Genomic DNA, 23,930 nt, shown 5'->3' on the forward strand with positions numbered 1-23,930 from the left:
GTATTCCTCCTGTAATGTAGTAATAAATGCGTTTATTTAATGGAAGAATCGTGATAATTCTCCCTGACGCAACGAAGACTTGCCAAATCGGTTGCCTTGGAACAATTCGTTCTTAAGCATTTTTCGCAATTCTTTTTCGGATAATTCTCCTTGAGCTTCTTGAATATCACCTTCAGTATACGTTACTTCCGGCGTTTCTGGTTCCTGAATGGTTAAGACTTGCTTAATTCCAGCAAGGTTAATGCCTTTTTCAATTAAAGATTTTATTTCAAGCAAGCGTTCTACATCATTAAATGAAAATAAACGACGGTTACCTTCCGTTCTAGCTGGGTTAATCAATTGATGCTCTTCGTAATATCTAATTTGCCTGGCTGACAGTTCTGTAAGCGATTTTACAATTCCAATCGAAAATAGCGGCATTGTTCTACGCATTTCATCTTTCATAAGAATCTGCCCTCCTTTACTAGTCGTTTACATAATTTTATTGTATGCAATGTTTCAACTTCTGTCAATGAATGTTAGGTTTTTTTACACAAGAAATGTTTTTGATCATTTCACATCACGAATAAATGCATAAGCTTTACATGTTTTTTCACTAAAATTACTATGATGAAAGGTAGATAACCTTACAAAGAATAGTATTCTATGTGAGATTATCTTGCCTAGACTTGAATTAATCTCTTATCAAAAGTTTGTTTACTGCAGCTTTAATGGCTATCTTGACATGTGCGTATGTTAAGCCACCTTGTACGAAAGCCATATACGGTGGCCTTATAGGTCCATCTGCTGTAAGTTCTAGACTCGCCCCTTGTATGAAGGTACCTGCTGCCATAATGACATCATTTTCATACCCTGGCATTTCACTCGGATAAGGTCTCACGTGTGAGTTGATAGGAGAGGCATGCTGGATTTCCTGACAAAATGCAATCATTTCCTCAGATGTATGGAAGGTAACAGATTGGATCAAATCAGTACGATGATCATTATAGGCAGGGGAAGTAGTATATCCAAGCTTCTCTAGAAATCTAGATGTAAACACAGCTCCTTTCATCGCTTCTCCAACAACATTCGGAGCTAAAAATATACCTTGGAACATCTCTTGTAAACTATGTAAACTTGCTCCAGTTTCCTTACCTAATCCAGGAGCAGTGAGACGGTTAGCGCAATGTTCAATTAAATGGGAATGGCCTACAATATAGCCACCTGTTCTAACGATTCCTCCACCTGGATTTTTAATAAGCGAACCTGCAATAATATCTGCACCGACATGAATAGGTTCTTTCTCTTCTGCAAATTCTCCATAACAGTTATCTACAAATACAATAATGGATGAGTCTATCTCTTTTACAAATCGTATCATCTCTTCTATTTCGTCGATTGAAAAGGAAGGCCTGTCCGCATACCCTTTTGAACGTTGAATACCGATTACCTTTGTCCGACCTGTTATGGCATTCTGTACACCTTGAAAATCCACCTCTCCATCATTGATTAAATCAATATGATTATAGCCAATATGGAAATCCTTTAACGACCCATTGTTATGACCACGAACTCCCACAATTTCTTCAAGAGTATCATAAGGTCTTCCTGTTATATAAAGTAATTCATCATTAGGTCTTAATAAACCGAATAATGTAATCGTAATGGCGTGGGTTCCTGAAACAATTTGTGGACGAACAAGAGCATCTTCGCCTCCGAATATACTTGCATAGACTTCTTCCAACTTATCCCTTCCAAAATCATCATAGCCATAGCCAGTAGTCGGATTAAAATGCCCATCACTTACTTGATGGGTTTGAAAAGCTTCAAGCACGCGCTTTTGATTCTTCTCGACAAGCTGGTCAATTTGTTGTTGCACAGCTTGAACATCTTGTTCAGTTTGATGAACAATTTTATCAATCTTTTGTGTGTTCATGTTGCTGTTTCCCCTTTAATGTCTCTTTTGTATTTGATGATACAGTGGATGGTCCGGATGGATAAACCCTTTAACAAAGTAAAGTTCATCCTCTTCTATGAAATCTCTTTCTCTAACAATTGCATGTTTACTTAACCTGTATAGTAATTTGCCATCAGTCGCAGGCACGTACGTTTGAAATGGTACCCACTCTTTAAGTAAACCCTCTTCCAATTTGTCAAACAACCGCTTGATATCAATTGGATCATAAGCGCTAATTGTCACAGCAGGTAACGTAACAGGAATGAAAGAATCCCGCAAAAGATCTTTTTTATTATAAACTGTAAGCATAGGTAGATGATCAGCATTTAGTTCTTTCAAGTGTTTTTGTACCGTTTCCTCATGCTGTATATGATCAGGATGAGATGCATCTACCACATGCACAATAAAATCAGCCTCTGTTACTTCTTCAAGGGTAGATCTGAACGCTGCAATGAGGGTTGTTGGTAAATCTTGAATAAACCCTACTGTATCAGACAATAGTGCTTGGAATCCACTTGGTAACTGTACTTGCCGAGTTAACGGGTCAAGCGTTGCGAATAATTGGTTTTCTTCAAAAGATTGGTTATTTGTAATGCGATTGAAAAGGGTAGATTTCCCCGCATTTGTATAACCTACAATAGCAATTTGATAGGCTTTATTTTCTTTGCGTCGTTTTCTGTATTGTTGGCGTTGGGTAGCCACTTGCTGGATTTGACGTTTGATGTCATCTATTCTTCGTTGAATATGACGGCGATCTGTTTCTAACTTTGTTTCACCAGGGCCTCTTGTTCCAATCCCGCCACCTAACCTTGATAAATTTTTACCTTGTCCGTAGATTCTTGGTAGCATATATTGTAATTGGGCTAATTCCACCTGAAGCTTACCTTCTTTTGTATTGGCACGTTGAGCAAATATATCTAGAATCAACTGAGTACGATCAATGATACGCACTTCCAGGTGATCTGCTAAATTGTTCATCTGACCCGGTGTTAACTCATCATTAAAAATGACTAGTTCTATGCCTCTTTCATCTATGTATGCTTTTATTTCTTCGATTTTACCTTCACCCATATAAATAGCTTGATGGATTTTTTGACGCTTTTGAATGACAATTTTATCAACCACACCATGTGCAGTTTCTGTTAATGATGTAAGTTCTTCTAACGATGATTGAAACCGCTCCTCATCTTGAGATGGGAGATGACAAGCAGCTACAAGAACTCGTTCATGTTGTTCCATATGTATCCCTCTTTTACTAGGTTAATCTATTTATTTTATGGAGAGTGTTTGTAATGAAATCATGTTATCATCATATCAAACCTACATCATGAAAGCGAACAGTCGCTACACCACGACATTACATCCTGGCATCATACATACCAGGATGTTTGTCATTATTACACTTTCACGTATAGGAATATATCACTTTATTCTACCTCTATATAATTGTTTCAAACGTAATATCCTTACTTGTTAGAGTAACAAGTTCATGATGCGAATATCGATTCTGTTTCATGACTCTCATCGCATGCTTTCGAATAGATTGTTCAATGATGTTTCGGATATAGCGACCATTTGAAAAACTATGCCCCTTTATTTGCTGTTTACGAATTAAATGGTCTTTCAGTTTCCACTCAGCATCTTTAGCTAGAACGTACTCTCTTTCTGAAACCATTTTTCGAGCAATAGTTAGCAATTCTTCAATCGTATAGTCCTTAAATTCTAATATAATTGGAAAGCGAGATTGTAATCCTGGATTCAGGCGAAGAAATTGATCCATCTCGGTAGGATACCCAGCAAGCACTAAAATGAAATCATTATGAGAATCTTCCATATGCTTCACCATTGTATCGATAGCTTCCTTACCAAAATCCTTTTCTCCTCCTCGTGCTAGCGAATAGGCTTCATCTACAAACAATACACCACCGATAGCCTTTTTGATTAAGTCTCTTGTTTTTTGAGCTGTATGTCCGATGTATTCCCCAACTAAATCAGCTCGCTCCGCTTCAATGAAATGCCCTTTAGACAATACATCCATTTCATGAAACAGCTTTGCTAGCTTTCTAGCAACAGTAGTTTTCCCTGTACCTGGGTTGCCTTTAAACATCATATGCAATACTTGCTTAGACGGTTTCAAGCCAGCTTCCTGACGTTTTTGGTTAACAATAATGCTAGCATATATTTCCTTGATGGTACCCTTTAATTGATCTAAACCAATAAATTCATCAAATTCATCGTCAATTGTTTGAAAAGGGTTTGTTAAGTATGAGTTCGAGGCCTTCCCTTGTGGTTTAGTCGTGGGCACTCGGCTCTCTTGAAGCATTACATTGACTTGCCCGTTCTTTTTATACGTTACTTGTGTATCCACGTTATCACCCCTTATTCAACAACATTATACGCACAATGATAAGGATGTGTGATAATCGCCTACTTTTACTAATAAAGAAGAAAAGCGAACGCCCGAGAGCATTCGCTTGGTGAAGATCTTATTCCTTGTCCAATGTCACAGTTTTCATTGGAGCAAATGTTGAAATGGCGTGCTTAAAGATTAATTGTTGCTTTCCATCCGATTCTAGTAATACGGTGAAATTATCGAAAGCTTTCACGACTCCGCGAAGCTGAAATCCGTTGGTTAAGAAGATGGTCACTTGTACGTGATCCTTCCGAATTTGATTGAGAAACTGATCTTGAATATTTACTGATTGCGCCATGAGACTTCCTCCTCTTTTCTATCTATATTGGTAACATTCGATGCTTATGGCAGCTTTCCTGCTAATTCCTCTAAAATTTCTTCAAACTTTTTATAAACATTTTCCTCAGAAATGATATACCAGTTTACGTCAAGCTTATTGCGAAAATAGGTCAATTGCCGTTTGGCATATCGTCTTGAGTGTAATTTCAAGTTTTCGATAGCTTCATTTAAAGTTATGGCTCCATTTATGTATGGGAGGAATTCCTTATAACCTATTGCTTGCATACTTTGAGCTGACTCGAGACCTTGACTGTATAAAGAGTTCACTTCATCAACAAGACCTTCCTGAATCATATCATCAACGCGACGATTAATACGATTATAAAGTTCTTCACGATCCATATTTAAGCCTATTAGAACAGGGTGGTATGGAGATTCTTGCTTCTGTTGCTGCTGATATTCTGTCATCGTAAGGCCTGTTTTTTCATAGACTTCTAACGCACGGATTACCCGTCGTTTATTATTAGGGTGTACTTTGTCAGCTTGTACAGGGTCCACTTTTTTTAACTTCTCATAAAGTGGTGCTATCCCTTCTTCCTCAATTTGCCTCTCTAGCATGGTGACGAACTGTTGATCTCTTTGTTGTTCGGAAAATTGAAAGTTGTAAAGGACGGATTGGATGTACAAGCCTGTGCCTCCAACTATAACTGGTAGTTTACCTTTTGCAGCTATTTTATCAATATACCCTTGTACGAGTTGTTGGAATTCAGCAACAGAGAATGGCTCAGATGGATCTTTGATATCAAGCATATAGTGCGGAATCCCTTGCTTCTCTTCTTCTGTAACCTTCGCTGTTCCTATGTCCATCCCTTTATAGATTTGCATGGAATCACCACTAATGATTTCACCGTTAAAGCGTTTTGCTATTTCAACACTTACTTTCGTTTTACCTACTCCAGTAGGTCCAACTACGGCGACAACAGGTTGCTTCATGGATGCACCTCTATTCTAGATTTCGAACATTCGTTCTATATTATACACAGATTTCTATAAGAATAAAAGGGATAGCTCTCCTTAGTCATAAATTATCGTGTACTACCTACATACTTCCATTATCTTTACAATCCGTTTAAGGAGAGTCACCTTTTCTACTTGTTAATGCTGTTCCTGGTCTAAAGTAGCTTTCACAATTTCTATTATTTTAGGTGAAACAGTTTCCGGATCAATCATCCCATCCTTAGCTGTTTTTACATGATCTAAATCCTGTTCGATTTCTCGTTGAGCTGAACCTAGATCAACCTGTCCACCTTCTAAAACATATTTCAAGGCATATACACGCTCATGAAGAAGTTCTCTATTCATACTGTACCTCCCTTTCGTTTACTACATTACTCTTTTAAACATTTTTTCCATCTCATATTCTGAGAAGTGAACAATAATAGGCCGCCCATGTGGGCAAGTAAAAGGATCTGTTGACAGTCGTAAGTCTTCTAACAGTTTCCCCATATCTCCATCATTTAAATAATGATTCGCTTTTATAGATCGTTTACAAGACATAAGGGTAGCCGCTTCTTCCCGTAGAGTTAATACATCAACTTTCTGTTCATTTAAGACTTGATCAATCATTTCCTGAATCACTTCTTGTTCATGCCCTTTAGGAAACCATTGTGGATGGGAGCGAACAATGAAGGTCTTATCTCCGAATGATTCAAGAAACAAACCAACTTGCGCCAAATCCTCAAGGTGATTTTCGATCAGTATAGACTCTGATTTTGTAAACTCGAATGTCATCGGCATTAATAATTCCTGAACCTCTTTTTCTGGAACAGCCAATTTATCACGGAAAAATTCATATTTAATACGTTCCTGTGCAGCATGCTGATCCACGATGTAAAGTCCATTCTCATTTTGAGCAAGTATATACGTTCCATGCAATTGACCTATCGGATACATGACAGGGACTCTTGATGATTCAATAGGTTGAGTGGATTTCTCTTGTTTATAGCCATTCCCTTCCTGTTTATAAAACGAAGATGTCATGGCAGTCTCAATAGGGTCTGGGTCTGCCTCCTGAGACAACCATGATGGTGTAGGATCAGACTCTCGAACTAATGGATGTTCAGGTTTTATTTTATGTTCATTCTCGTCTGTTGCCGTTGAAGATGAAGGGTCCTGTACTGATGAATCTAATGTAAAGGACTCTTGGACAGATGTATCCTTTACTTTGGTTCGTTGTGGTGATTGATCCACTTCTGGTATTAGCGTTTGTTGCTTAAACACTTTCGTTACAGCATCCCTCACCGCATCAAATAATTCTTTTTCCTTACTGAATCTTACTTCTAATTTAGCCGGATGAACATTGACATCAACAAGAACTGGATCCATATTTATTTGCAAGACTACTAGTGGATAACGACCTATAGGAAGTAATGTGTGATACCCCTGCAAAATAGCTTTGTTGACAGATGGATTGCGAATATATCGTCCATTAATTACTGTCGAAATGTAATTTCTAGACGCACGAGTAACTTCAGGCTTGGCAATATAACCTCTGATTGTAAAATCGAGTGTCTCATGTTCAATGGGAATCATTTTTTTCGCTGTATTCATGCCATAGATTTGAGCAATAACCTGTAATACGTCTCCACGACCATTGGTTTGAAACAAACGTTTTTCATTATGCCAGCATTCAAATCGAACTTCAGGATGGGACAAAGCCATTCGATTTAATACATCTGTAATATGGCCAAGTTCTGTATGAATTGTCTTCATGTATTTCAATCTAGCTGGTGTATTAAAGAATAATTCTTCAACCGTTATTTCAGAACCTTGCCTGGCATCACTTTTATCTTTTTCTTTTAATTGTCCACCTTCAAGATATAAACGTGTTCCTGCTTCGTGTCCTGTAGATGTTTTTAATGTTAAACGACTTACAGCTGCAATACTTGCGAGGGCTTCTCCACGGAACCCTAATGTCTGAACACGAAACAGATCATTTTCATCTATAATCTTACTTGTAGCATGGCGAAGGAAGGATCGTTCGCAATCATCCTCAGTCATACCACTTCCATTGTCCATGATTTTAATTTTAGAAAGGCCAGCTTCTTCTAGCTCTACTTTCACCCAGGTACTGCCGGCATCTATACTATTTTCTAGTAGTTCTTTCACAACTGATGAAGGGCGCTCGACCACTTCTCCGGCTGCTATTTTGTTCGCCAACGTATCTGGCATTTGACGGATGGTTGCCATACGTGCCCCCTCCTTTTATTTCTTAAGCTGTTTCTGTAACTGATACAAGTGATTCATGGCTTCTATTGGATTTAACTCTAAAAGGTCAAGGTCCTTCAGTTGTTCAATCACTTTGGTCTCTTCCCTTGTACTCTTTGATTCCGTTTCGACCTGCACTGGTTTTTCCTTTGGCTCAAATAAAGTAAGTTGATGATCATCCTCATGACCATATAATGGAGTCTCGTTCACTTCAGATGAACCTTCTAATTGTTTCAAAATCGCATTGGCACGTTCGATAAGAGGTTCTGGTAACTCGGCTAGTTTTGCCACATGAATGCCGTAACTCTCATCAGCAGCGCCTTTTTGGATTTGATGAAGGAAAACGACTTTCCCTTCGTACTCTTCTGCACGTACGTGAACATTCGTTAAATGGTTTAAGGATTTTTCTAGTTCCGTAAGTTCATGATAATGAGTAGAAAATAACGTCTTGGCACCAATATTTCCATGGATATATTCCACTATAGCTTGAGCCAACGCCATGCCATCATAAGTACTTGTCCCGCGGCCTATTTCATCCAATAGAATTAAGCTTCGATCGGTGGCTTTTGTTAAAGCATGCTTTGCTTCCATCATTTCTACCATAAACGTACTTTGTCCTGAAACTAGGTCGTCGGCTGCACCGATTCTAGTGAATATCTGATCAAAAATCGGTAGTCGCGCATACGAACATGGAACAAAGCAACCAATTTGTGCCATAACAGCCGTTAAAGCTAGCTGACGCATATACGTACTTTTACCACTCATGTTCGGACCTGTAATAAGCAATATATCTGACTCATCTTGCATATTTACATCATTTGGAACGAACGTATCTTCTTTCATAACCTTTTCTACAACTGGATGACGCCCTTGTTCGATATAAATATCCCGATTGTCGACTAACTCTGGTCTAGCGTATTGATTATGTTCACTAACCGTTGCAAAACCTTGCAAGACATCAATACTGCATATTTGTTCGGCCAAATGTTGTAAAGAAGGAATATACTCCTTCACTTGTTCACGAACCTTAATAAACATATCGTATTCAAGTTCTACACTTTTTTCTTGTGCTTCAAGGATTAAGGACTCTTTTTCTTTTAGATCTGGTGTAATATACCGCTCTGCATTGGTAAGCGTTTGTTTACGTTCATATCGTCCTTCAGGAAGGTGATGTAAGTTTGCTTTTGTTACTTCAATATAATAGCCGAAAACGCGATTATAGCCAACTTTAAGTGATTTTATGTTGGTCGCTTCCCGTTCTTTTCGTTCTAATTCGGCTATCCATTGCTTACCATTGCGTGCTGCATCTCGATAGTCATCCAGTTGATTATTAAAGCCATCTTTAATCAAGCCACCTTCTTTAATGGTAATAGGTGGATCATCATAAATACTTTCATCCAATAATTGATAAACGTCTTGTAGAGGATGTAATTGCTCTCCTAATTCCTTCAATTCAGGTTGTGAGAATGATTGAAGAATAGACTTAATTTCAGGTATTTTTCCAATTGAGTGCTTTAATTGAATGAGGTCTCTGGCGTTTACATTTCCATATGAAACCCGCCCCGCTAGTCGTTCGAGGTCATAGACAGATTGAAGAGCTTCTCTCAATGTCTCTCGTTCAAAGAACTGTTCTAAGAACCCCTCTACTTGGTTATAACGGTCTTCAATTAACTGTCTCTTTAACAGAGGTCGTTCGACCCATTTCTTTAACATTCTTGAACCCATTGATGTGACTGTATGATCTAACACCCATAGCAAACTACCTTTTTTACCTTGCTTACGTATCGTCTCCATCAACTCAAGGTTTCGTTTCGAGTACATATCGAGTTTCATAAATTGATTTAACTCAATATATTGTACTTCTTTCAGGTGGTCCATCGATCGCTTTTGGGTTTCTTGTATATAATAAAAGAGTCTTCCAAACCCGATTTTCAACTTATCTTGATGTAAGTTTTGAACAAGAGATTGATAGCCTTCTGTAATCTCAGTGCGATCTTCTTTTGATATGGTGACACCTAAGCGCTCCTGTAAAGAGGTTTGGTATTCAGCATCTAAATCGGTAGGAACCACAATTTCCTTAACAGGACGATTAAACAGCTCACTTAGCACACCATCAAATCCATCAGTTAGCATGGCGACGCTGTTTTCTCCTGTAGTTAAGTCATTATACGCAATCACAAAGGTTCCATCATCAAATGGAGTTAAAGAAGCCAGGTAGTTATTCTCTTCTTCATCAAGCATAACACCATCCATCACTGTTCCTGGGGTCACAAGTTGTACAACTTCACGCCTTACAACTCCTTTAGCTTCTTTCGGATCCTCAACTTGCTCACAAATGGCTACCTTGTACCCCTTCTCAACAAGGTTCTTTATGTAGTTGGCTGCTGAATGATAAGGAACACCACACATCGGAATGCGGCCATCTTCCCCACCTTCTCGACTTGTTAATGTTATTTCTAATTCTTGAGCTGCTCTAGTGGCATCATCAAAGAATAATTCATAAAAATCCCCTAAGCGAAAAAATAAAAAGGCATCTTTTTGCTGAGCCTTTATCTTCAAATATTGCTGCATCATTGGTGTATAGTTTGCCATCTTGTATCCTCCAACGTGGATAATTTCTCATAACTATTATTATATCATATCGAATTTGTTGTCTCTAACAGAGGAGTTAATGAAAAAAAGATCTGACAACCATAATATGGCATGTCAGATCTTACGTTACTCTAAACGAAAAGACCCTCCACATTTCGTAAAGGGCCATCGACTCCTTCGCTTATTCCTCTTCTTCATGAGCAAGGAAATCTGGATCTACACTTGAGAAGTCGTCACTTGAAACATCATAGTGCCAGTCATCATCATGCAGACATCCATCTGGGTCTACTTTGACACATAATTTTGTTTCCCCGACAACCTCTACGATAAATTCACGCTCTACTTCTACAACAATTTTATGTCCTTGGTTTGCAATACGTGCTTCCAAACAATTTGGTTGCTGTACGACACGTGCAAGTACTTCAAAATCGCAGTCTAAGCAGTTTTCATCTTTAACTGACAGCGGAACTCTATCGGTGTAATGAACCTTCTCTGTGACAACCTCTGTTTTGGTATTATCGTTATATGAATACCAAACATTGATGTCATAACTACCTGAAACCTCTACGTAATCACCCTTTTTCTTTGCATTATAAATGTGGTTGATAACCCAGCACCCTAAAATGCTTGTTGGGCGATGAGATGGTGTGACAGTATTAGTATCCTGCGTAAACTTACGCCCTTTACCACACACTGCCTTTGTTATGATCTCACGATACTCTTGATCAAAAAATGACATGAGAGCCCAACCTCCTCCTTCTTTGTTCATTGACATCCTATGCGAGACATTAGCCCGAAGTGCAAAAAGGAATGAAAAAAACTCACAATCATAGCAAATGAACAAAACAATTTTCGTTCCTAGTTCATTCTATGCAAGCGCCCATAAAAATGTACGAAAAGTTGAGGAAAGTCCATAAAAAAAGAACACCCTTTGTTTAGAGCGTTCTTTCTATAAAGAAAATTAATGATCACAAGAGTCGCTAGTATCAAGAGCAGAGCCTGTTGTACCTTTTAAAAGGTCTCCACCTGTTTCACGAATAATTTCATTTGTTACTTCATTTGCTATCGTGCTTGTAACAAGTTGCAGAAAGTCATTTACATCAGTTTGAGTTTCTTTAAATTCCTGAACAACAGGGATTGCATCTAACTCACCTTGCAAACGATCTATTTCAGCTTCTACTTTCTTCAACGCTTCTGTCTTTTCATAGTATTGAAAGTTAACTGCTTGCTTCTGCAAAGCTTTAATACGACTAATGTAATCTTGAACTTTTTTATTGTCGTTAATTTTTGCTTCTACTTGCTTGAAACGATCTATTTCAGGAGTTTCACTCATCGCTTTTGCTAGTCCTTGCGCTCTTTCAATTACTTCATTTCGTGTATAATTTGCCATCTGTTATTTCACCTCTGCTGTTTCTAACAGTTCTCCATCAAGAGACCATGTTTTTGCATTCGTAATTTTAACTTTTACAATTTCACCGATTGTAGAGCGTGGAGCACGGAAATTAACGAGCTTGTTTCGGTGAGTATGTCCAGCTAAGACATCAGCATTTTTCTTACTCTCACCTTCCACTAACACATCTACAATTTCACCTTCATATTTCTTCATTGCTTGAGCTGCCTGATGGTTAACTACAGCATTTAAGCGTTGTAAGCGTTCCTTTTTCACTTCCATTGGAACATTATCTTGCATCTTAGCAGCAGGAGTTCCTTCTCTTGGAGAATAAATAAAGGTATAAGCTCCTTCAAAACCAACTTCTTCAACTAATGAAAGTGTTTCTTGGAACTGTTCTTCCGTTTCGTTTGGGAATCCTACAATTATATCAGTGGTTAGTGTAGCGTTAGGCATCGCTTCACGAATCTTTCCAACTAACTCTAAATAACGTTCACGTGTATATTTACGAGCCATAATTTTTAGAACTTCAGAGCTTCCTGATTGTACCGGAAGATGAATATGATCTAGAAGGTTACCTCCTTGAGCTAATACTTCAATCAAACGATCATCAAAGTCACGTGGATGGGAAGTCGTAAATCGAACACGTGGAATATCAATCTTGTGAATTTCATTCATTAAATCTCCAAGCCCAAAGGTACGGTCTTCAAAATCTTTCCCATAAGCGTTTACGTTTTGACCAAGAAGTGTAACCTCTTTGTATCCTTGTGCTGCCAGTTGACGCACTTCTTGAATAATGTCCTCTGGTAAACGGCTACGTTCTTTTCCTCGTGTGTATGGAACAATACAGTACGTACAGAACTTGTCACAGCCATACATTATGTTGACCCATGCCTTTATGTTCCCTTTACGTTGACGAGGAAGGTTTTCAACGATATCGCCTTCTTTTGACCATACTTCTACAACCATTTCTTTACCAAAAATTGCTTCTTGTACAAGTTGAGGTAAACGATGGATATTATGTGTACCAAAAATAAGATCGACGAATTGGTGCTTTTGAAGAATTCGGTTAACCACAGATTCTTCTTGGGACATGCACCCACACACACCTAAAATCAGGTCTGGTTTTTCACGTTTCAATGCCTTCAGATGTCCAATTTCACCAAACACCTTATTTTCAGCATTCTCGCGAATTGCGCATGTATTTAATAGAATGATATCTGCTTCATGCTGATCTGCCGTGGACTCATATCCCATTTCTGACAATATACCAGCCATAACCTCTGTATCATGTTCATTCATCTGACATCCGTACGTACGAATTAGGAATTTCTTTCCTTCCCCTATACCTTGAATATCTTCTGGAATTTCAAAATCATAATGAACATTTACATCCTCTTTTCCGCGCTTTTTCGCGCTCTTTAAAGAAGGAGGTTGATAGGTACTTTCAAAATATTTCGCAAAGTCTTCAGATGTTTTTTCACTTAACGGTTTATCCTCGACGGATTTTTTGTCCGCTGGATTGTCCTTAATTTGATTCATTTCTTTTCTCTGTTGTTCATTCATTCAGAGAACTCCTTTCACACAATCTCTCTAACTGTAATATTATATCAGTCTCAAAGATAAAAATAAAGATTCTGTTGTAAAGAAGGTTTGGTTAACAGAACATCACTTATAATTGAGTAAGAAATGTGTGTTACTAATCTAGCTATGGTACATTTAATTTAGGTAAAGAGGCATAATCTTGAAGACTTGAGGAGACGAATGATTTCATTGGAAGTTCGATTGTCATATCGCTGCGATAAAAACATGGGCTCTGGAGTGACTTTTCCTGCTTTCGGAGCAAGAATCGAAAAACAGGAGCTACTTTTGAAAAAAAGGAGCGACCGCCCCAATTTCCCGGCCCATCTTTTCGTTCGTTTGGTCTAACGCCATGTTTCCGTTCATCTCAACATCGCGGGAGGTGGCCTGAGAACAACAAGACTCCCGCCGGAGAAAGAGGTAGGCAAGACCCCATGAGGGCGTTTTCCCCGAAGGTAGCTTGCCAGCTCGCGGCAGGACGCGAGTTGTTCCACGGCCACCTTTATTCTTATTAACGTATCCGAAACATCCCGCTTAATAAAGGTATTTATCTCGAACTCAAGTTTCAAGATAATGGGGCTTTAATGGAATAAACAATTAAATAAAAAGAGATTGGATAAAAAATCCAAACTCTTTGAGGAATTTAATCCTGTTCTCATTCATTTTTAATAGCTAAAAGAAACGTTAGTAAACATCTCTAGCTTTTATTATAAAATGTTTAACGTTTTAGCGGCACGTTGGAACGCATCTAATGCTTCTTGTAATTCTTCCTTCGAATGCTCAGCTGTAACAATCGTACGGATTCGTGCTTTTCCTTTTGGTACGGTTGGGAATACAATTCCTTGTGCAAAAACACCTTCGTTAAATAACTCATCGGAAAATTTGTGAGTTAATGCATCATCACCTATCATGACAGGAGTGATTGGTGTTTTACTAATCCCAGTATCAAAACCAAGCTTTTCTAAACCTTCCTTAAAGAATTCTGTATTTTCCCACAGCTTATCAATCAATTCAGGCTCTTCTAACAGAACAGTAACAGCTGCATCACAAGCTGCTGTTACTGCTGGTGGATGAGATGTACTAAATAAGAAAGGACGCCCTTTATGAATCAAGTAATCCTTTAATACTTGTGTTGTAGCAACATATCCACCTAACACCCCAACAGCTTTACTAAGTGTCCCGACTTGAATATGTACTCGTCCATCCAATCCAAAATGATTTACTGTTCCGCGGCCATTTTCACCTAGAACACCACTTGCATGCGCATCATCCACCATTACAAGAGCACCATATTTTTCAGCTACCTCAACAATTTCAGGTAATGGGGCAATGTCCCCATCCATTGAAAAGACACCATCTGTAACGACTAACTTTGTTCTGTATTCAGCTGATTCTTTTAATTTCTCTTCAAGAGAATCTACATCAACATGCTTGTAAATTTTACGGCCTGCTTTTGTCAATCGAATTCCATCAATGATTGACGCATGATTAAGTTCATCAGATATAACGACATCTTGATTTGTTAGCATAGAGGATAAAACACCCTGATTCGTTGTAAACCCTGATTGGAACACAAGCGCCGCTTCAGTATGTTTAAATTTAGCCAGCTTTTCTTCAAAGTCTTCATGCATCTTTAAAGTTCCGGCAATCGTACGCACAGAGCCTGTCCCTACACCATAGGTTTCAATGGCTTTTTCAGCTGCATCCTTCATTCGTGGATGGGAGGTTAGCCCTAAATAGTTATTGGAAGATAGCTGAATAACATCTTTTCCTTTAATCGTTACACGAGAACCTTGTGCCGATTCAAGAGGAATCAACTCCCGAAATGTACCTTCCTGCTTCATTTCTTCTAATTCCTGTTGGATATGTTCAAATCCTTTCATAATTAATGCCTCCTTTTAGATGATAAAACTATGTTAAAGTGTGGAAAAATTTCATAATTTATATAAAAACGATTTGTGATCTTCAATGGACTCTTCTACTAAATAAATCTGCAATATGAATCGTCTTCCATTACACTTCAAGACTATCATGCCCAATCGCCACATGTATCATTTCTGTAAGGCTACACTGTCTTCCCTTGCCTTAACCAATTTACTAGGATAAAAACACCTAAACCTAATAAGTATTACTAGGTGGCTACTATTATTTTAGTTAACATGAAACATTTGTTCAATTAAACGCTGAGACAGAATGGAAAGCTTCATTTCCCATTACCATTATCCATTAGGATGTAATACTACTTTTCCACAATGACCCTGATTCATTAATGAGAATCCATTCTCAAATTCTTCTAAAGGTAAGTGATGGGTGATAATTGGAGTCAAGTCAACTTGTTTTGATTGTAACAACCTTGACACTTGTTGCCATGTCTTAAACATTTTTCTACCTGTGATTCCTTGGACTTGAACTCCTTTAAATACAATATCATTTGTGACATCAAGGGTAACTGGTCTTACTGGAAGACTTAGAATCGAAACACGCCCTCCATTTGTAATCATTTTAAAGCCTTGATCCATCGCTGTTGGATGTCCACTCATTTCACAAACGACATCAACCCCATGCCCATTTGTAAGGGTCTTTGCTTTCTCAACAGGGTCTTCGTTACCAGAATTAATAACCGTGGTTGCCCCCATTTGCTCGGCTAATTGTAACCGATATGGATTAACATCAAACGCCACCACTTGAGAAGCTCCTGCAGCTTTGGCCACACCTACTGCCATTAACCCAATAGGTCCACAACCAATTATTGCTACGTTCTTCCCAGCAACTTCACCGTTCAGAACAGTATGGACAGCATTCCCCATCGGTTCCTGTACAGAAGCAATATCCGTAGGCATATCTGAGGGGTTCACCCATAGATTACTCTCTGGAAGAGCAACGTATTCCGCGAAACAGCCTTGTGTATCTACTCCAATAATTTGCGTGTTTTCACATATATGGTATTGTCCCGTTAAGCATTGCGGACATTTGTGACATACTATATGGGTTTCCGCACTAACATAATTCCCTACTTCTACCTTAGTAACATGTTCTCCAGTTTTAACAACTTCTCCTGCAAACTCATGTCCAAATACATACGGTGTTTGCACACGACTTGCTGACCACTCATCCCAGTTATATATGTGAACATCTGTTCCACAAATGGAGGTTGCTTTCACCTTAATCAGTACTTCGTCTTCCCTTATGTTAGGAATCGGTACTTCTTGAAGCTGAGCTCCCTCACCCTTATGATGTTTGACGATTGCCTTCATTGTTCCATCCATGGTGAACACTCCTTGATCATTAAAATTATCTTTATCACTATTATAATCATATTTATATACATAGTTCCAGTATTGTTTTTTCATATGTCCACTTCAAATGTACAAATGACCTTTTTGGGTAATCGCTTTCAAATAAACAAAGCCTGGAATTTACAACTCCAGGCTTTGTTACATCTTTTATTATTAAATATTCAACCTAATCCTCTACTTAAATTCTTCTACTAGCTTATCGAATACATCAGAAGACATATACAACCTTGATTGACTTAATGGTTTTGAATCATACCCATGAATATATTCTTGATATGATTTTTTATCTTTATCTTGATAAATCAAACCTGTTACCAGGCTATTATGTTCTAAAAGCACACGCATAGCCTCAGCTCTATTTGATGGATCATAATGTTCAATAGTTGAGAGTTTAACTAGATTTCGCTTAAACCAATCATACGTATTTACTTTGTTATACGTTACGCATGGACTAAATACATTGATAAAGGAAAAACCATCATGTTGTACGCCTTTTTCAATCAAGGATATTAGTTCCTTCACATCACTTGAAAAACTTTGCGCCAAAAAGGTAGCTCCAGAAGATAAAGCTAGTTCCATTACGTTCATTGATGATTCAATCGACCCCTCAGGAGTACTTTTCGTAATAAACCCTGCATCACTCCTGGGAGATGTTTGCCCTTTCGTTAAACCATAAATCTGATTATCCATTACGATATAGGTTATATTCATATTTCTTCTTATAGCATGTATTGTATGTCCCATACCAATCGCAAACCCATCTCCATCTCCACCTGAAGCAATAACAGTTAAGTCTTTATTGGCCATCTTCACCCCTTGAGCTAAGGGAAGGGACCTACCATGAACACCATGAAAGCCATAGGAATTAATATAACCTGAAATTCTACCTGAACAACCAATCCCAGAAACGAGAACAAGTTCTTCTGGTTCTAACCCAATATTTGCTGCAGCACGTTGAATGGCTGCCTGAACGGAGAAATCTCCACAACCAGGGCACCAATTTGGTTTGTTTTTATTACGAAAATCTTTAAATGTAGCCATTACAACAACTCCTTACATGCATGATAAAGAGCACGAGGTAAAAAAGGGGTACCATCGTAACTGGTAATGCTTTCTATTTTTTCGTGAAAACCAGCGTTCATCTTAATTATAGAAGCTAATTGGCCAGTTGCATTATGTTCCACGACCATTACCTTTTTTGCTGTTTTTAATAGCGGGAGTAAATGAGTTGTGGGAAATGGATGAATAAGTCGAATTTGCGCATGATTCACACTATATCCATCTTGTTGTAATTGATGTTGTACTTCTTCTAGGGCCCCTCTTGTTGAATTAAAACCAATAAGAAGTAGATCAGCCTCATCACATGTTTGATTCATATAAATTGGGGTAGGAAACGTATCTGGCAAATGAATCAGTTTTCTTAACCGTTTATCCATTTGTTCCTTACGATTCGAAGCGGATTCGGAAGGTTTGCCATATTCGTTATGCTCAACACCGGTTACATGAAATATACCATTTTTCGTTCCTGGGAAAACACGCGGAGAGATGCCATCAGGAGTAACTTGGTAGCGCTTTATGTTCTCCTTAGAATCCTGCTCCTCCACCTGTCTTTTGTTATCTATTTTTCCTCTTCGAATGGTTATAGTACGATAATCTAACGGATCAACGGTTTGTTTACCAAGAGAGAGCTGCAAATCAGATAGTAGTATGACTGGACATTGATATTCATCTGCTACATTTAACGCTTCTACTGCATCATGAAATGCTTCCTCTACAGTACTTGGAGCAATAACAACCTTTGGAATCTCTCCATGAGTTCCATAGATCATTGCCACCAAATCTGATTGTTCTTGTTTTGTGGGAAGACCTGTACTAGGCCCACCTCTCTGTGTGTCTACAATAACTAAAGGAGTTTCAGTCATGCCAGCTAAACCAATTGATTCCATCATTAGAGACAATCCTGGACCAGCGGAAGCTGTTATAGTACGTACCCCTCCATAATTGGCACCGATTGCCATCGTAGCCGCAGCAATTTCATCTTCTGTTTGAATAACCGTTCCACCGAACTCTGGTAGCTTTTTAATTAGATACTCCATAATTTCAGAAGCAGGAGTAATGGGATAAGCTGCCATAAACCTGCACCCACCTGCCAAAAATCCTAGAGCTATAGCATCATTCCCTATCATGAACATACGTGTGTTACCGTCTGCTTTCGCTAATTTCATAGAAGTATGTGAAAATGGTAATTGCGCTTGTAACGAAGCGACTCCTTTCTCAATGGCCTCCATATTTTGATTTACGACGTATTCTCCTTTACGTCCAAAGATATCTTGAACAACCGCACGAAATGACTCAATATCTAGTTGTAACAAAGAAGCTGTCGCCCCTATTGCAACCATGTTTTTCATAAGAGGGTTTCCTAGTTCTTTTGCAATCTCCGAAAAAGGAATGGCAAACAATGTCGCTTTTACATCATCAGATTTAGTAGGCGTGAATTTAGAATCTGCGAGGATATATCCTTGTTCATGTAATTCGCTAGCATTCACATCTATAGTTTCTTGATCAAACGCCACAAGTATATCTAAATCATCTGTTATTGATCTAATTTTCTCTGTAGAGACTCTTATTTTATTATTGGTATGTCCCCCTTTAATACGGGAAGAAAAATGGCGATATCCATATAAATAATAACCTAAACGATTCAATGCCATAGAGAAGATTTCACCGGTACTCTCAATCCCCTCTCCTTGTTGACCTCCAACTTTCCATGAGAGTTGCGTTTTCATTATTACACCCCTTCGCCTATATACCTCTAAAACTATTAACCTCACTTATTGGACAATACTTGTACCATGGCTATTTATACATTTATACGCTACACCTTATAGTAAATATGCGTTAAACATCATATAGAAGATATGAAAGTTCATTGAAAAGCTCAGGATCACCTTGCTGATCTCTGTGGTATTAAGCAAAATCATGCTGTGCGCAGACTATTTCCATAAAATATGCCATGATTTTGGTTCCATTCGAAACAATTAGCATGATCTAGATAAAGGCACGCCTCCACTTCTACTCATTTCATTTTAAAAAATAGCCATCTTTATTAAGATGACTATTTTTGTGGAAAAGCTCGTATGAAATTCTCATGAGTTACATTTTCGTACAAGGAGGGTGACAGGGTACGTTTAAGTAATTGGACAAATGAATCGTAATCTTGATAATCATACAGATACTTGATTATCGATTCTGTTCCATCAAAATCAGACCCTAACCCTACTGAATTTTCTCCTCCAAGCGAAACTATATACTGTATATGATCTATAACATCATAAATGGAAGCTTCCCCGTTTGCTCTCAAAAAATCCGCAACATATGTAACGCCAATATATGCGTTTCGATGAATTAATTCCTTTACCTGTAAATCACGTAAATTCCTTGGATGTGGTGTAAGGGAATAAGCATTTGAATGAGATGCCATAGGATAGTGGGCAATTTTCATAGTATCCCAGAATCCTTTATAAGATAAATGAGAGACATCCGTCCATATCATATGGCTATTTAATACATGTACAACTTCTACACCAAATGAACTCAAACCAGCTCCTCGCTCTTCTCCTATTCCATCACAAACTGCATTAGCCTGGTTCCAAGTTAATCCAACTGCTCTCACGCCAAGGCGAATAAGTGTTTTTAGTTTCACAAGATCTTCTCCAATTGGATGACACCCTTCAAGCGTAAGAACCGCTCCTTTTTCATTATGCTTTAAATCAAGTATATCTTGTTTACATGTTATGTGTTTGATTTCTGGATAAGGATGTACTATGTTTTCGTAAAATATATCAACCATCTTTAGGGCTACATTATATTGTTCAGAAGACGGAACATGTTCTGGAATAAAAATAGCGAAACATTGGACCTTAACTGAATTGTTTATCCACTTTTGGTAATTTACTCTAAGATCAGGACTATTATAAAAAGAACGACCAGGCTTTTCCCAAAGTTTTAAGAGTACATCGCAATGACTATCAATAATCAAATCTCTTATTCCTCCCGTCCATAAATTGCGCTTAACAGTCCCGACTATATTTTTACTTAGATTTGTAACTATTAGAGTCGAAAGGAAAGCTTAAGAGCCCTTTCTCCTTCCATCAGGTAGGGCTGGTGCTAGACTATTATGGGATAAATTATATTTATTACTAACAAACTATGATTAGTACCAATGTCAGAACCTATGTATATCTGTCTTCCACATTAGAAAACCTGCTTGCTACTCTAGCAAACAGGCTTAACGTTTCGCACTTATCTAGGTTCAATAATTAATTTAATTGCAGTACGTTCCTCTTCATCAATCATAATGTCCGTAAATGCGGGAATACAAATAAGGTCAACCCCGCTTGGTGCTACGAATCCTCGTGCAATTGCTACCGCTTTCACAGCCTGGTTTAATGCACCAGCGCCGATTGCTTGGATTTCTGCTGAGCCACGTTCTCTTAACACATTCGCAAGTGCTCCTGCTACTGAGTTAGGGCTAGATTTAGCTGAAACTTTTAATATTTCCATGACTAGTTCCTCCTTCGTATCCTATTATTTGTTCCACTTTTACTATATTCATGGATTTGGAAGTTATTCCCCTTACCCACATTATGAACGAATATTTTGAAATATTCAAATAATCAGCCAAAAAATGGATGATCATCATTAATAAGTAAACGTTCAACTTTAGTGGCTTTACCTGAGGATGCTTCAACATCAACGAGGAATGCACTTAATTGTGTTCTTCCCGATTTTGGAATTTCAAAACGTACAGGTAAACTCGTTAAGAATTTTTTGATAACAGCCTCTTTTTCAGTACCTAAAATCTCATCATAAGGTCCAGTCATACCAACATCTGTAATATAAGCCGTTCCATTTGGAAGAATTCGATCATCAGCCGTTTGTACATGTGTATGTGTCCCTACAATCGCACTAACTCTACCATTCAGGTACCACGCAAGTGCCTGTTTTTCTGAAGTCGCTTCAGCATGGAAATCGACAAAAATTAAGTTGGTTCGTTTTTTAGCCTCTTTGATTAATTCATCGGCCTTAGTGAATGGGTCTTCTAAAGGTTGCATAAAGGTTCTGCCTTGAAGATTAATTACAGCAAGTTCTACACCATTATCTTTGATATACGTAATCCCTTTACCTGGTGTGCCTTCTGGGAAATTTGCTGGACGTACCATTTGTTTGGCATCATCTATAAAATCAAAAATCTCTTTTTTATCCCAGGCGTGATTTCCGAGTGTTACAGCTTGCGCACCTAATTCAAGAAAACGGTGATAAATCTTATGGTTTATCCCTTTACCTGAAGCAGCATTTTCGCCATTTATTATTGTAAAATGCGGTTGATATGATTTCTTTAGTTTTGGTAGGTATTGCTCCACCATGTCTCTTCCTGGTGAGCCTACGACATCTCCTACGAACAAAATTTTCATAATATATTCCTCTCTATCGATAAGTGTTTGGTATGTATAGTGTCTGTTGAGTAAACGCAAAAATACCTTCTGTTTAGTATACCTACCTTACTGAATAAAATAAAGCGATCCCGAAGGATCGCTTTATTATTTCGCATATTCAACTGCTCTCGTTTCGCGTACAACAGTCACTTTTATGTGTCCTGGGTAATCCAGTTCACCTTCTATACGGTTTCTAATATCTCTTGCTAATTGTACAGATTTCAAGTCATCAATTTCTTCTGGTTTGACCATGATTCGAACTTCACGACCCGCTTGGATTGCGAAGGACTTCTCAACACCATCGTATGATTCTGAAATCTCTTCAAGCTTCTCTAAACGCTTAATATAGTTCTCAAGGGTCTCACTTCTAGCTCCCGGTCTAGCTGCTGATAACGCGTCTGCTGCAGCAACTAAAACAGAAATAATTGAAGTAGGTTCCTCATCACCATGGTGAGAAGCAATTGCATTAATTACTGTATCATTCTCTTTATATTTCGTTGCTAGTTCAACACCAATCTCAACGTGACTTCCTTCTACTTCATGGTCTACTGCTTTACCAAGGTCATGAAGCAAGCCAGCCCTACGAGCAAGTGTCTCATCTTCTCCTAGTTCTGCAGCTAGAAGACCAGATAGATACGCAACTTCCATTGAGTGTTTCAACACATTTTGACCATAACTTGTACGATATTTCAATCGACCTAAGATTTTCACTAAATCAGGATGCAGACCGTGAACTCCTACTTCAAATGTAGTTTGCTCACCAACCTCACGAATGTATTCATCAACTTCCCTACGTGATTTTTCAACCATCTCTTCTATACGTGCAGGGTGAATACGTCCATCTTGGACAAGTTTCTCAAGAGCTATACGAGCTGTCTCTCTTCTAATCGGATCAAATCCAGAAAGAATAACAGCTTCTGGTGTATCATCTATGATAAGATCAATCCCAGTTAATGTTTCAAGGGTACGAATGTTTCGACCCTCACGTCCAATGATACGGCCTTTCATTTCATCGTTAGGTAAGTTTACAACGGAAACCGTCGTTTCTGCAACATGATCAGCAGCACAACGTTGAAGGGCAAGAGAAAGAATATTTTTCGCTTTCTTATCTGCTTCTTCTTTGGCACGATTTTCTGCTTCTTTAATCATGAGAGCTGATTCGTGTGAAACCTCTTGTTCTACACGTTCTAGGATAACTTGTTTTGCCTGGTCTGTGGTGTAACCAGAAATGCGTTCAAGCTCGGATTGTTGCTGCTCTCTCATTTCTTCCACTTTGCTTTCCGTTTCTTCAATTTGTTGTTGTTTTTCCGTTAGTGATTCTTCTTTCTTCTCTAACATAAGTTCACGCTTATCTAGCGTCTCACTTTTTCGATCCAAATTTTCCTCTTTTTGCATCAAACGGCTTTCTTGTTTCTGAAGCTCCGCACGACGTTCACGAATTTCATTTTCAGCTTCTTGACGAAAAGTATGATTTTCTTCTTTTGCTTCCAAAAGGGCTTCTTTCTTTGCAGCTTCTGCATTACGGTGCCCTTCATCAACAATCTGTTTCGCCAATTCTTCTGCACTTGAAATCTTCGCCTCTGCGATGGATTTCCGAATCAGATAACCAACAACAATACCGACGAGGGCAAGCAAAATGGAGATGATGATTTCAATAACTCCCATACGTTCACCTCCTCTT

20 protein-coding genes are annotated in these 23,930 nt (G+C 38.4%); all 20 read right to left on the reverse strand.

The annotated features are described in order from the left end of the window. Nucleotides 1-36: 36 nt before the first annotated feature. The 20 genes from GLW08_RS01040 to rny all read right to left on the reverse strand — a co-directional run bounded on the left by GLW08_RS01040 (nt 37) and on the right by rny (nt 23,914). Nucleotides 37-444, reverse strand: coding sequence for a MerR family transcriptional regulator (locus tag GLW08_RS01040; RefSeq protein WP_160846740.1), 408 nt, complete (start codon nt 442-444; stop codon nt 37-39). A gap of 229 nt (nt 445-673) precedes the next feature. After that, nucleotides 674-1,915 (reverse strand): aminotransferase class I/II-fold pyridoxal phosphate-dependent enzyme, encoded by a 1,242-nt coding sequence (locus GLW08_RS01045; protein WP_160846741.1) that lies wholly within the window; start codon nt 1,913-1,915, stop codon nt 674-676. A gap of 15 nt (nt 1,916-1,930) precedes the next feature. Beyond that, nucleotides 1,931-3,175, reverse strand: a complete 1,245-nt coding sequence (gene hflX / locus GLW08_RS01050) for a GTPase HflX (RefSeq protein WP_160846742.1) — start codon at nt 3,173-3,175, stop codon at nt 1,931-1,933. 199 nt (nt 3,176-3,374) lie between these two features. Further along, the gene (gene spoVK, locus GLW08_RS01055) at nt 3,375-4,304 is read right to left on the reverse strand and encodes a stage V sporulation protein K (protein ID WP_423808610.1); all 930 of its coding nucleotides are present in this window, start codon (nt 4,302-4,304) and stop codon (nt 3,375-3,377) included. Between the two features lie 118 nt (nt 4,305-4,422). Next, nucleotides 4,423-4,647 (reverse strand): RNA chaperone Hfq, encoded by a 225-nt coding sequence (gene hfq, locus GLW08_RS01060; protein WP_160846743.1) that lies wholly within the window; start codon nt 4,645-4,647, stop codon nt 4,423-4,425. A 44-nt stretch (nt 4,648-4,691) separates the two neighbouring features. Further along, nucleotides 4,692-5,621, reverse strand: a complete 930-nt coding sequence (miaA, locus tag GLW08_RS01065) for a tRNA (adenosine(37)-N6)-dimethylallyltransferase MiaA (protein ID WP_160846744.1) — start codon at nt 5,619-5,621, stop codon at nt 4,692-4,694. A 162-nt stretch (nt 5,622-5,783) separates the two neighbouring features. Beyond that, nucleotides 5,784-5,990: a hypothetical protein gene (locus GLW08_RS01070; RefSeq protein WP_160846745.1), complete on the reverse strand. Its 207-nt coding sequence runs from the start codon at nt 5,988-5,990 to the stop codon at nt 5,784-5,786. Between the two features lie 21 nt (nt 5,991-6,011). Continuing rightward, nucleotides 6,012-7,877, reverse strand: a complete 1,866-nt coding sequence (mutL, locus tag GLW08_RS01075; RefSeq protein WP_160846746.1) for a DNA mismatch repair endonuclease MutL — start codon at nt 7,875-7,877, stop codon at nt 6,012-6,014. A 15-nt stretch (nt 7,878-7,892) separates the two neighbouring features. Further along, nucleotides 7,893-10,487: a DNA mismatch repair protein MutS gene (mutS, locus tag GLW08_RS01080; RefSeq protein WP_160846747.1), complete on the reverse strand. Its 2,595-nt coding sequence runs from the start codon at nt 10,485-10,487 to the stop codon at nt 7,893-7,895. 181 nt (nt 10,488-10,668) lie between these two features. Further along, complete coding sequence (gene cotE, locus GLW08_RS01085; RefSeq protein WP_160846748.1) at nt 10,669-11,226, reverse strand: outer spore coat protein CotE; 558 nt, start codon at nt 11,224-11,226, stop codon at nt 10,669-10,671. Nucleotides 11,227-11,448: 222 nt separating this feature from the next. Then, complete coding sequence (locus GLW08_RS01090) at nt 11,449-11,877, reverse strand: RicAFT regulatory complex protein RicA family protein (RefSeq protein WP_160846749.1); 429 nt, start codon at nt 11,875-11,877, stop codon at nt 11,449-11,451. Between the two features lie 3 nt (nt 11,878-11,880). Then, nucleotides 11,881-13,443: a tRNA (N6-isopentenyl adenosine(37)-C2)-methylthiotransferase MiaB gene (gene miaB / locus GLW08_RS01095; RefSeq protein WP_160846750.1), complete on the reverse strand. Its 1,563-nt coding sequence runs from the start codon at nt 13,441-13,443 to the stop codon at nt 11,881-11,883. Between the two features lie 722 nt (nt 13,444-14,165). Next, a complete protein-coding gene (locus tag GLW08_RS01100) occupies nt 14,166-15,341 on the reverse strand; it encodes a glycine C-acetyltransferase (RefSeq protein WP_160846751.1) in 1,176 nt (391 codons plus the stop codon). Between the two features lie 336 nt (nt 15,342-15,677). After that, the gene (tdh, locus tag GLW08_RS01105; RefSeq protein ID WP_160846752.1) at nt 15,678-16,724 is read right to left on the reverse strand and encodes an L-threonine 3-dehydrogenase; all 1,047 of its coding nucleotides are present in this window, start codon (nt 16,722-16,724) and stop codon (nt 15,678-15,680) included. Nucleotides 16,725-16,928: 204 nt separating this feature from the next. Next, nucleotides 16,929-17,795, reverse strand: coding sequence for a 2-oxoacid:ferredoxin oxidoreductase subunit beta (locus GLW08_RS01110; RefSeq protein WP_160846753.1), 867 nt, complete (start codon nt 17,793-17,795; stop codon nt 16,929-16,931). After that, nucleotides 17,795-19,540 (reverse strand): 2-oxoacid:acceptor oxidoreductase subunit alpha, encoded by a 1,746-nt coding sequence (locus GLW08_RS01115; RefSeq protein ID WP_160846754.1) that lies wholly within the window; start codon nt 19,538-19,540, stop codon nt 17,795-17,797. The genes GLW08_RS01110 and GLW08_RS01115 overlap by 1 nt, the downstream gene beginning before the upstream one ends. A gap of 329 nt (nt 19,541-19,869) precedes the next feature. After that, nucleotides 19,870-20,793 carry a dipeptidase gene (locus tag GLW08_RS01120; protein WP_160846755.1) on the reverse strand — a complete coding sequence of 308 codons (924 nt, stop codon included), beginning with the start codon at nt 20,791-20,793 and terminating at the stop codon, nt 19,870-19,872. Between the two features lie 263 nt (nt 20,794-21,056). Beyond that, complete coding sequence (spoVS, locus tag GLW08_RS01125; protein WP_160846756.1) at nt 21,057-21,317, reverse strand: stage V sporulation protein SpoVS; 261 nt, start codon at nt 21,315-21,317, stop codon at nt 21,057-21,059. A gap of 113 nt (nt 21,318-21,430) precedes the next feature. Beyond that, nucleotides 21,431-22,228, reverse strand: coding sequence for a TIGR00282 family metallophosphoesterase (locus tag GLW08_RS01130; RefSeq protein ID WP_160846757.1), 798 nt, complete (start codon nt 22,226-22,228; stop codon nt 21,431-21,433). Nucleotides 22,229-22,354: 126 nt separating this feature from the next. Next, nucleotides 22,355-23,914, reverse strand: a complete 1,560-nt coding sequence (gene rny, locus GLW08_RS01135) for a ribonuclease Y (protein WP_160846758.1) — start codon at nt 23,912-23,914, stop codon at nt 22,355-22,357. Between the last annotated feature and the right edge of the window lie 16 nt (nt 23,915-23,930).

This window comes from Pontibacillus yanchengensis, from assembly GCF_009856295.1.
In the GTDB taxonomy this organism is placed as follows: Bacteria; Bacillota; Bacilli; order Bacillales; family BH030062; genus Pontibacillus; species Pontibacillus yanchengensis_A.

What these genes read in the sequence shown, in the direction of transcription:
- GLW08_RS01130 (WP_160846757.1), bottom strand. Translation starts at nt 22,228, where the DNA reads ATGAAAATTTTGTTCGTAGGAGATGTCGTAGGCTCACCAGGAAGAGAC.
- GLW08_RS01040 (WP_160846740.1), bottom strand. Translation starts at nt 444, where the DNA reads ATGAAAGATGAAATGCGTAGAACAATGCCGCTATTTTCGATTGGAATT.
- cotE (WP_160846748.1), bottom strand. Translation starts at nt 11,226, where the DNA reads ATGTCATTTTTTGATCAAGAGTATCGTGAGATCATAACAAAGGCAGTG.
- spoVS (WP_160846756.1), bottom strand. Translation starts at nt 21,317, where the DNA reads ATGGAAATATTAAAAGTTTCAGCTAAATCTAGCCCTAACTCAGTAGCA.
- GLW08_RS01045 (WP_160846741.1), bottom strand. Translation starts at nt 1,915, where the DNA reads ATGAACACACAAAAGATTGATAAAATTGTTCATCAAACTGAACAAGAT.
- mutL (WP_160846746.1), bottom strand. Translation starts at nt 7,877, where the DNA reads ATGGCAACCATCCGTCAAATGCCAGATACGTTGGCGAACAAAATAGCA.
- GLW08_RS01115 (WP_160846754.1), bottom strand. Translation starts at nt 19,540, where the DNA reads ATGAAAACGCAACTCTCATGGAAAGTTGGAGGTCAACAAGGAGAGGGG.
- tdh (WP_160846752.1), bottom strand. Translation starts at nt 16,724, where the DNA reads ATGGATGGAACAATGAAGGCAATCGTCAAACATCATAAGGGTGAGGGA.
- GLW08_RS01110 (WP_160846753.1), bottom strand. Translation starts at nt 17,795, where the DNA reads ATGGCTACATTTAAAGATTTTCGTAATAAAAACAAACCAAATTGGTGC.
- GLW08_RS01070 (WP_160846745.1), bottom strand. Translation starts at nt 5,990, where the DNA reads ATGAATAGAGAACTTCTTCATGAGCGTGTATATGCCTTGAAATATGTT.
- miaB (WP_160846750.1), bottom strand. Translation starts at nt 13,443, where the DNA reads ATGAATGAACAACAGAGAAAAGAAATGAATCAAATTAAGGACAATCCA.
- GLW08_RS01090 (WP_160846749.1), bottom strand. Translation starts at nt 11,877, where the DNA reads ATGGCAAATTATACACGAAATGAAGTAATTGAAAGAGCGCAAGGACTA.
- miaA (WP_160846744.1), bottom strand. Translation starts at nt 5,621, where the DNA reads ATGAAGCAACCTGTTGTCGCCGTAGTTGGACCTACTGGAGTAGGTAAA.
- hfq (WP_160846743.1), bottom strand. Translation starts at nt 4,647, where the DNA reads ATGGCGCAATCAGTAAATATTCAAGATCAGTTTCTCAATCAAATTCGG.
- hflX (WP_160846742.1), bottom strand. Translation starts at nt 3,175, where the DNA reads ATGGAACAACATGAACGAGTTCTTGTAGCTGCTTGTCATCTCCCATCT.
- GLW08_RS01100 (WP_160846751.1), bottom strand. Translation starts at nt 15,341, where the DNA reads ATGAAAGGATTTGAACATATCCAACAGGAATTAGAAGAAATGAAGCAG.
- mutS (WP_160846747.1), bottom strand. Translation starts at nt 10,487, where the DNA reads ATGGCAAACTATACACCAATGATGCAGCAATATTTGAAGATAAAGGCT.
- rny (WP_160846758.1), bottom strand. Translation starts at nt 23,914, where the DNA reads ATGGGAGTTATTGAAATCATCATCTCCATTTTGCTTGCCCTCGTCGGT.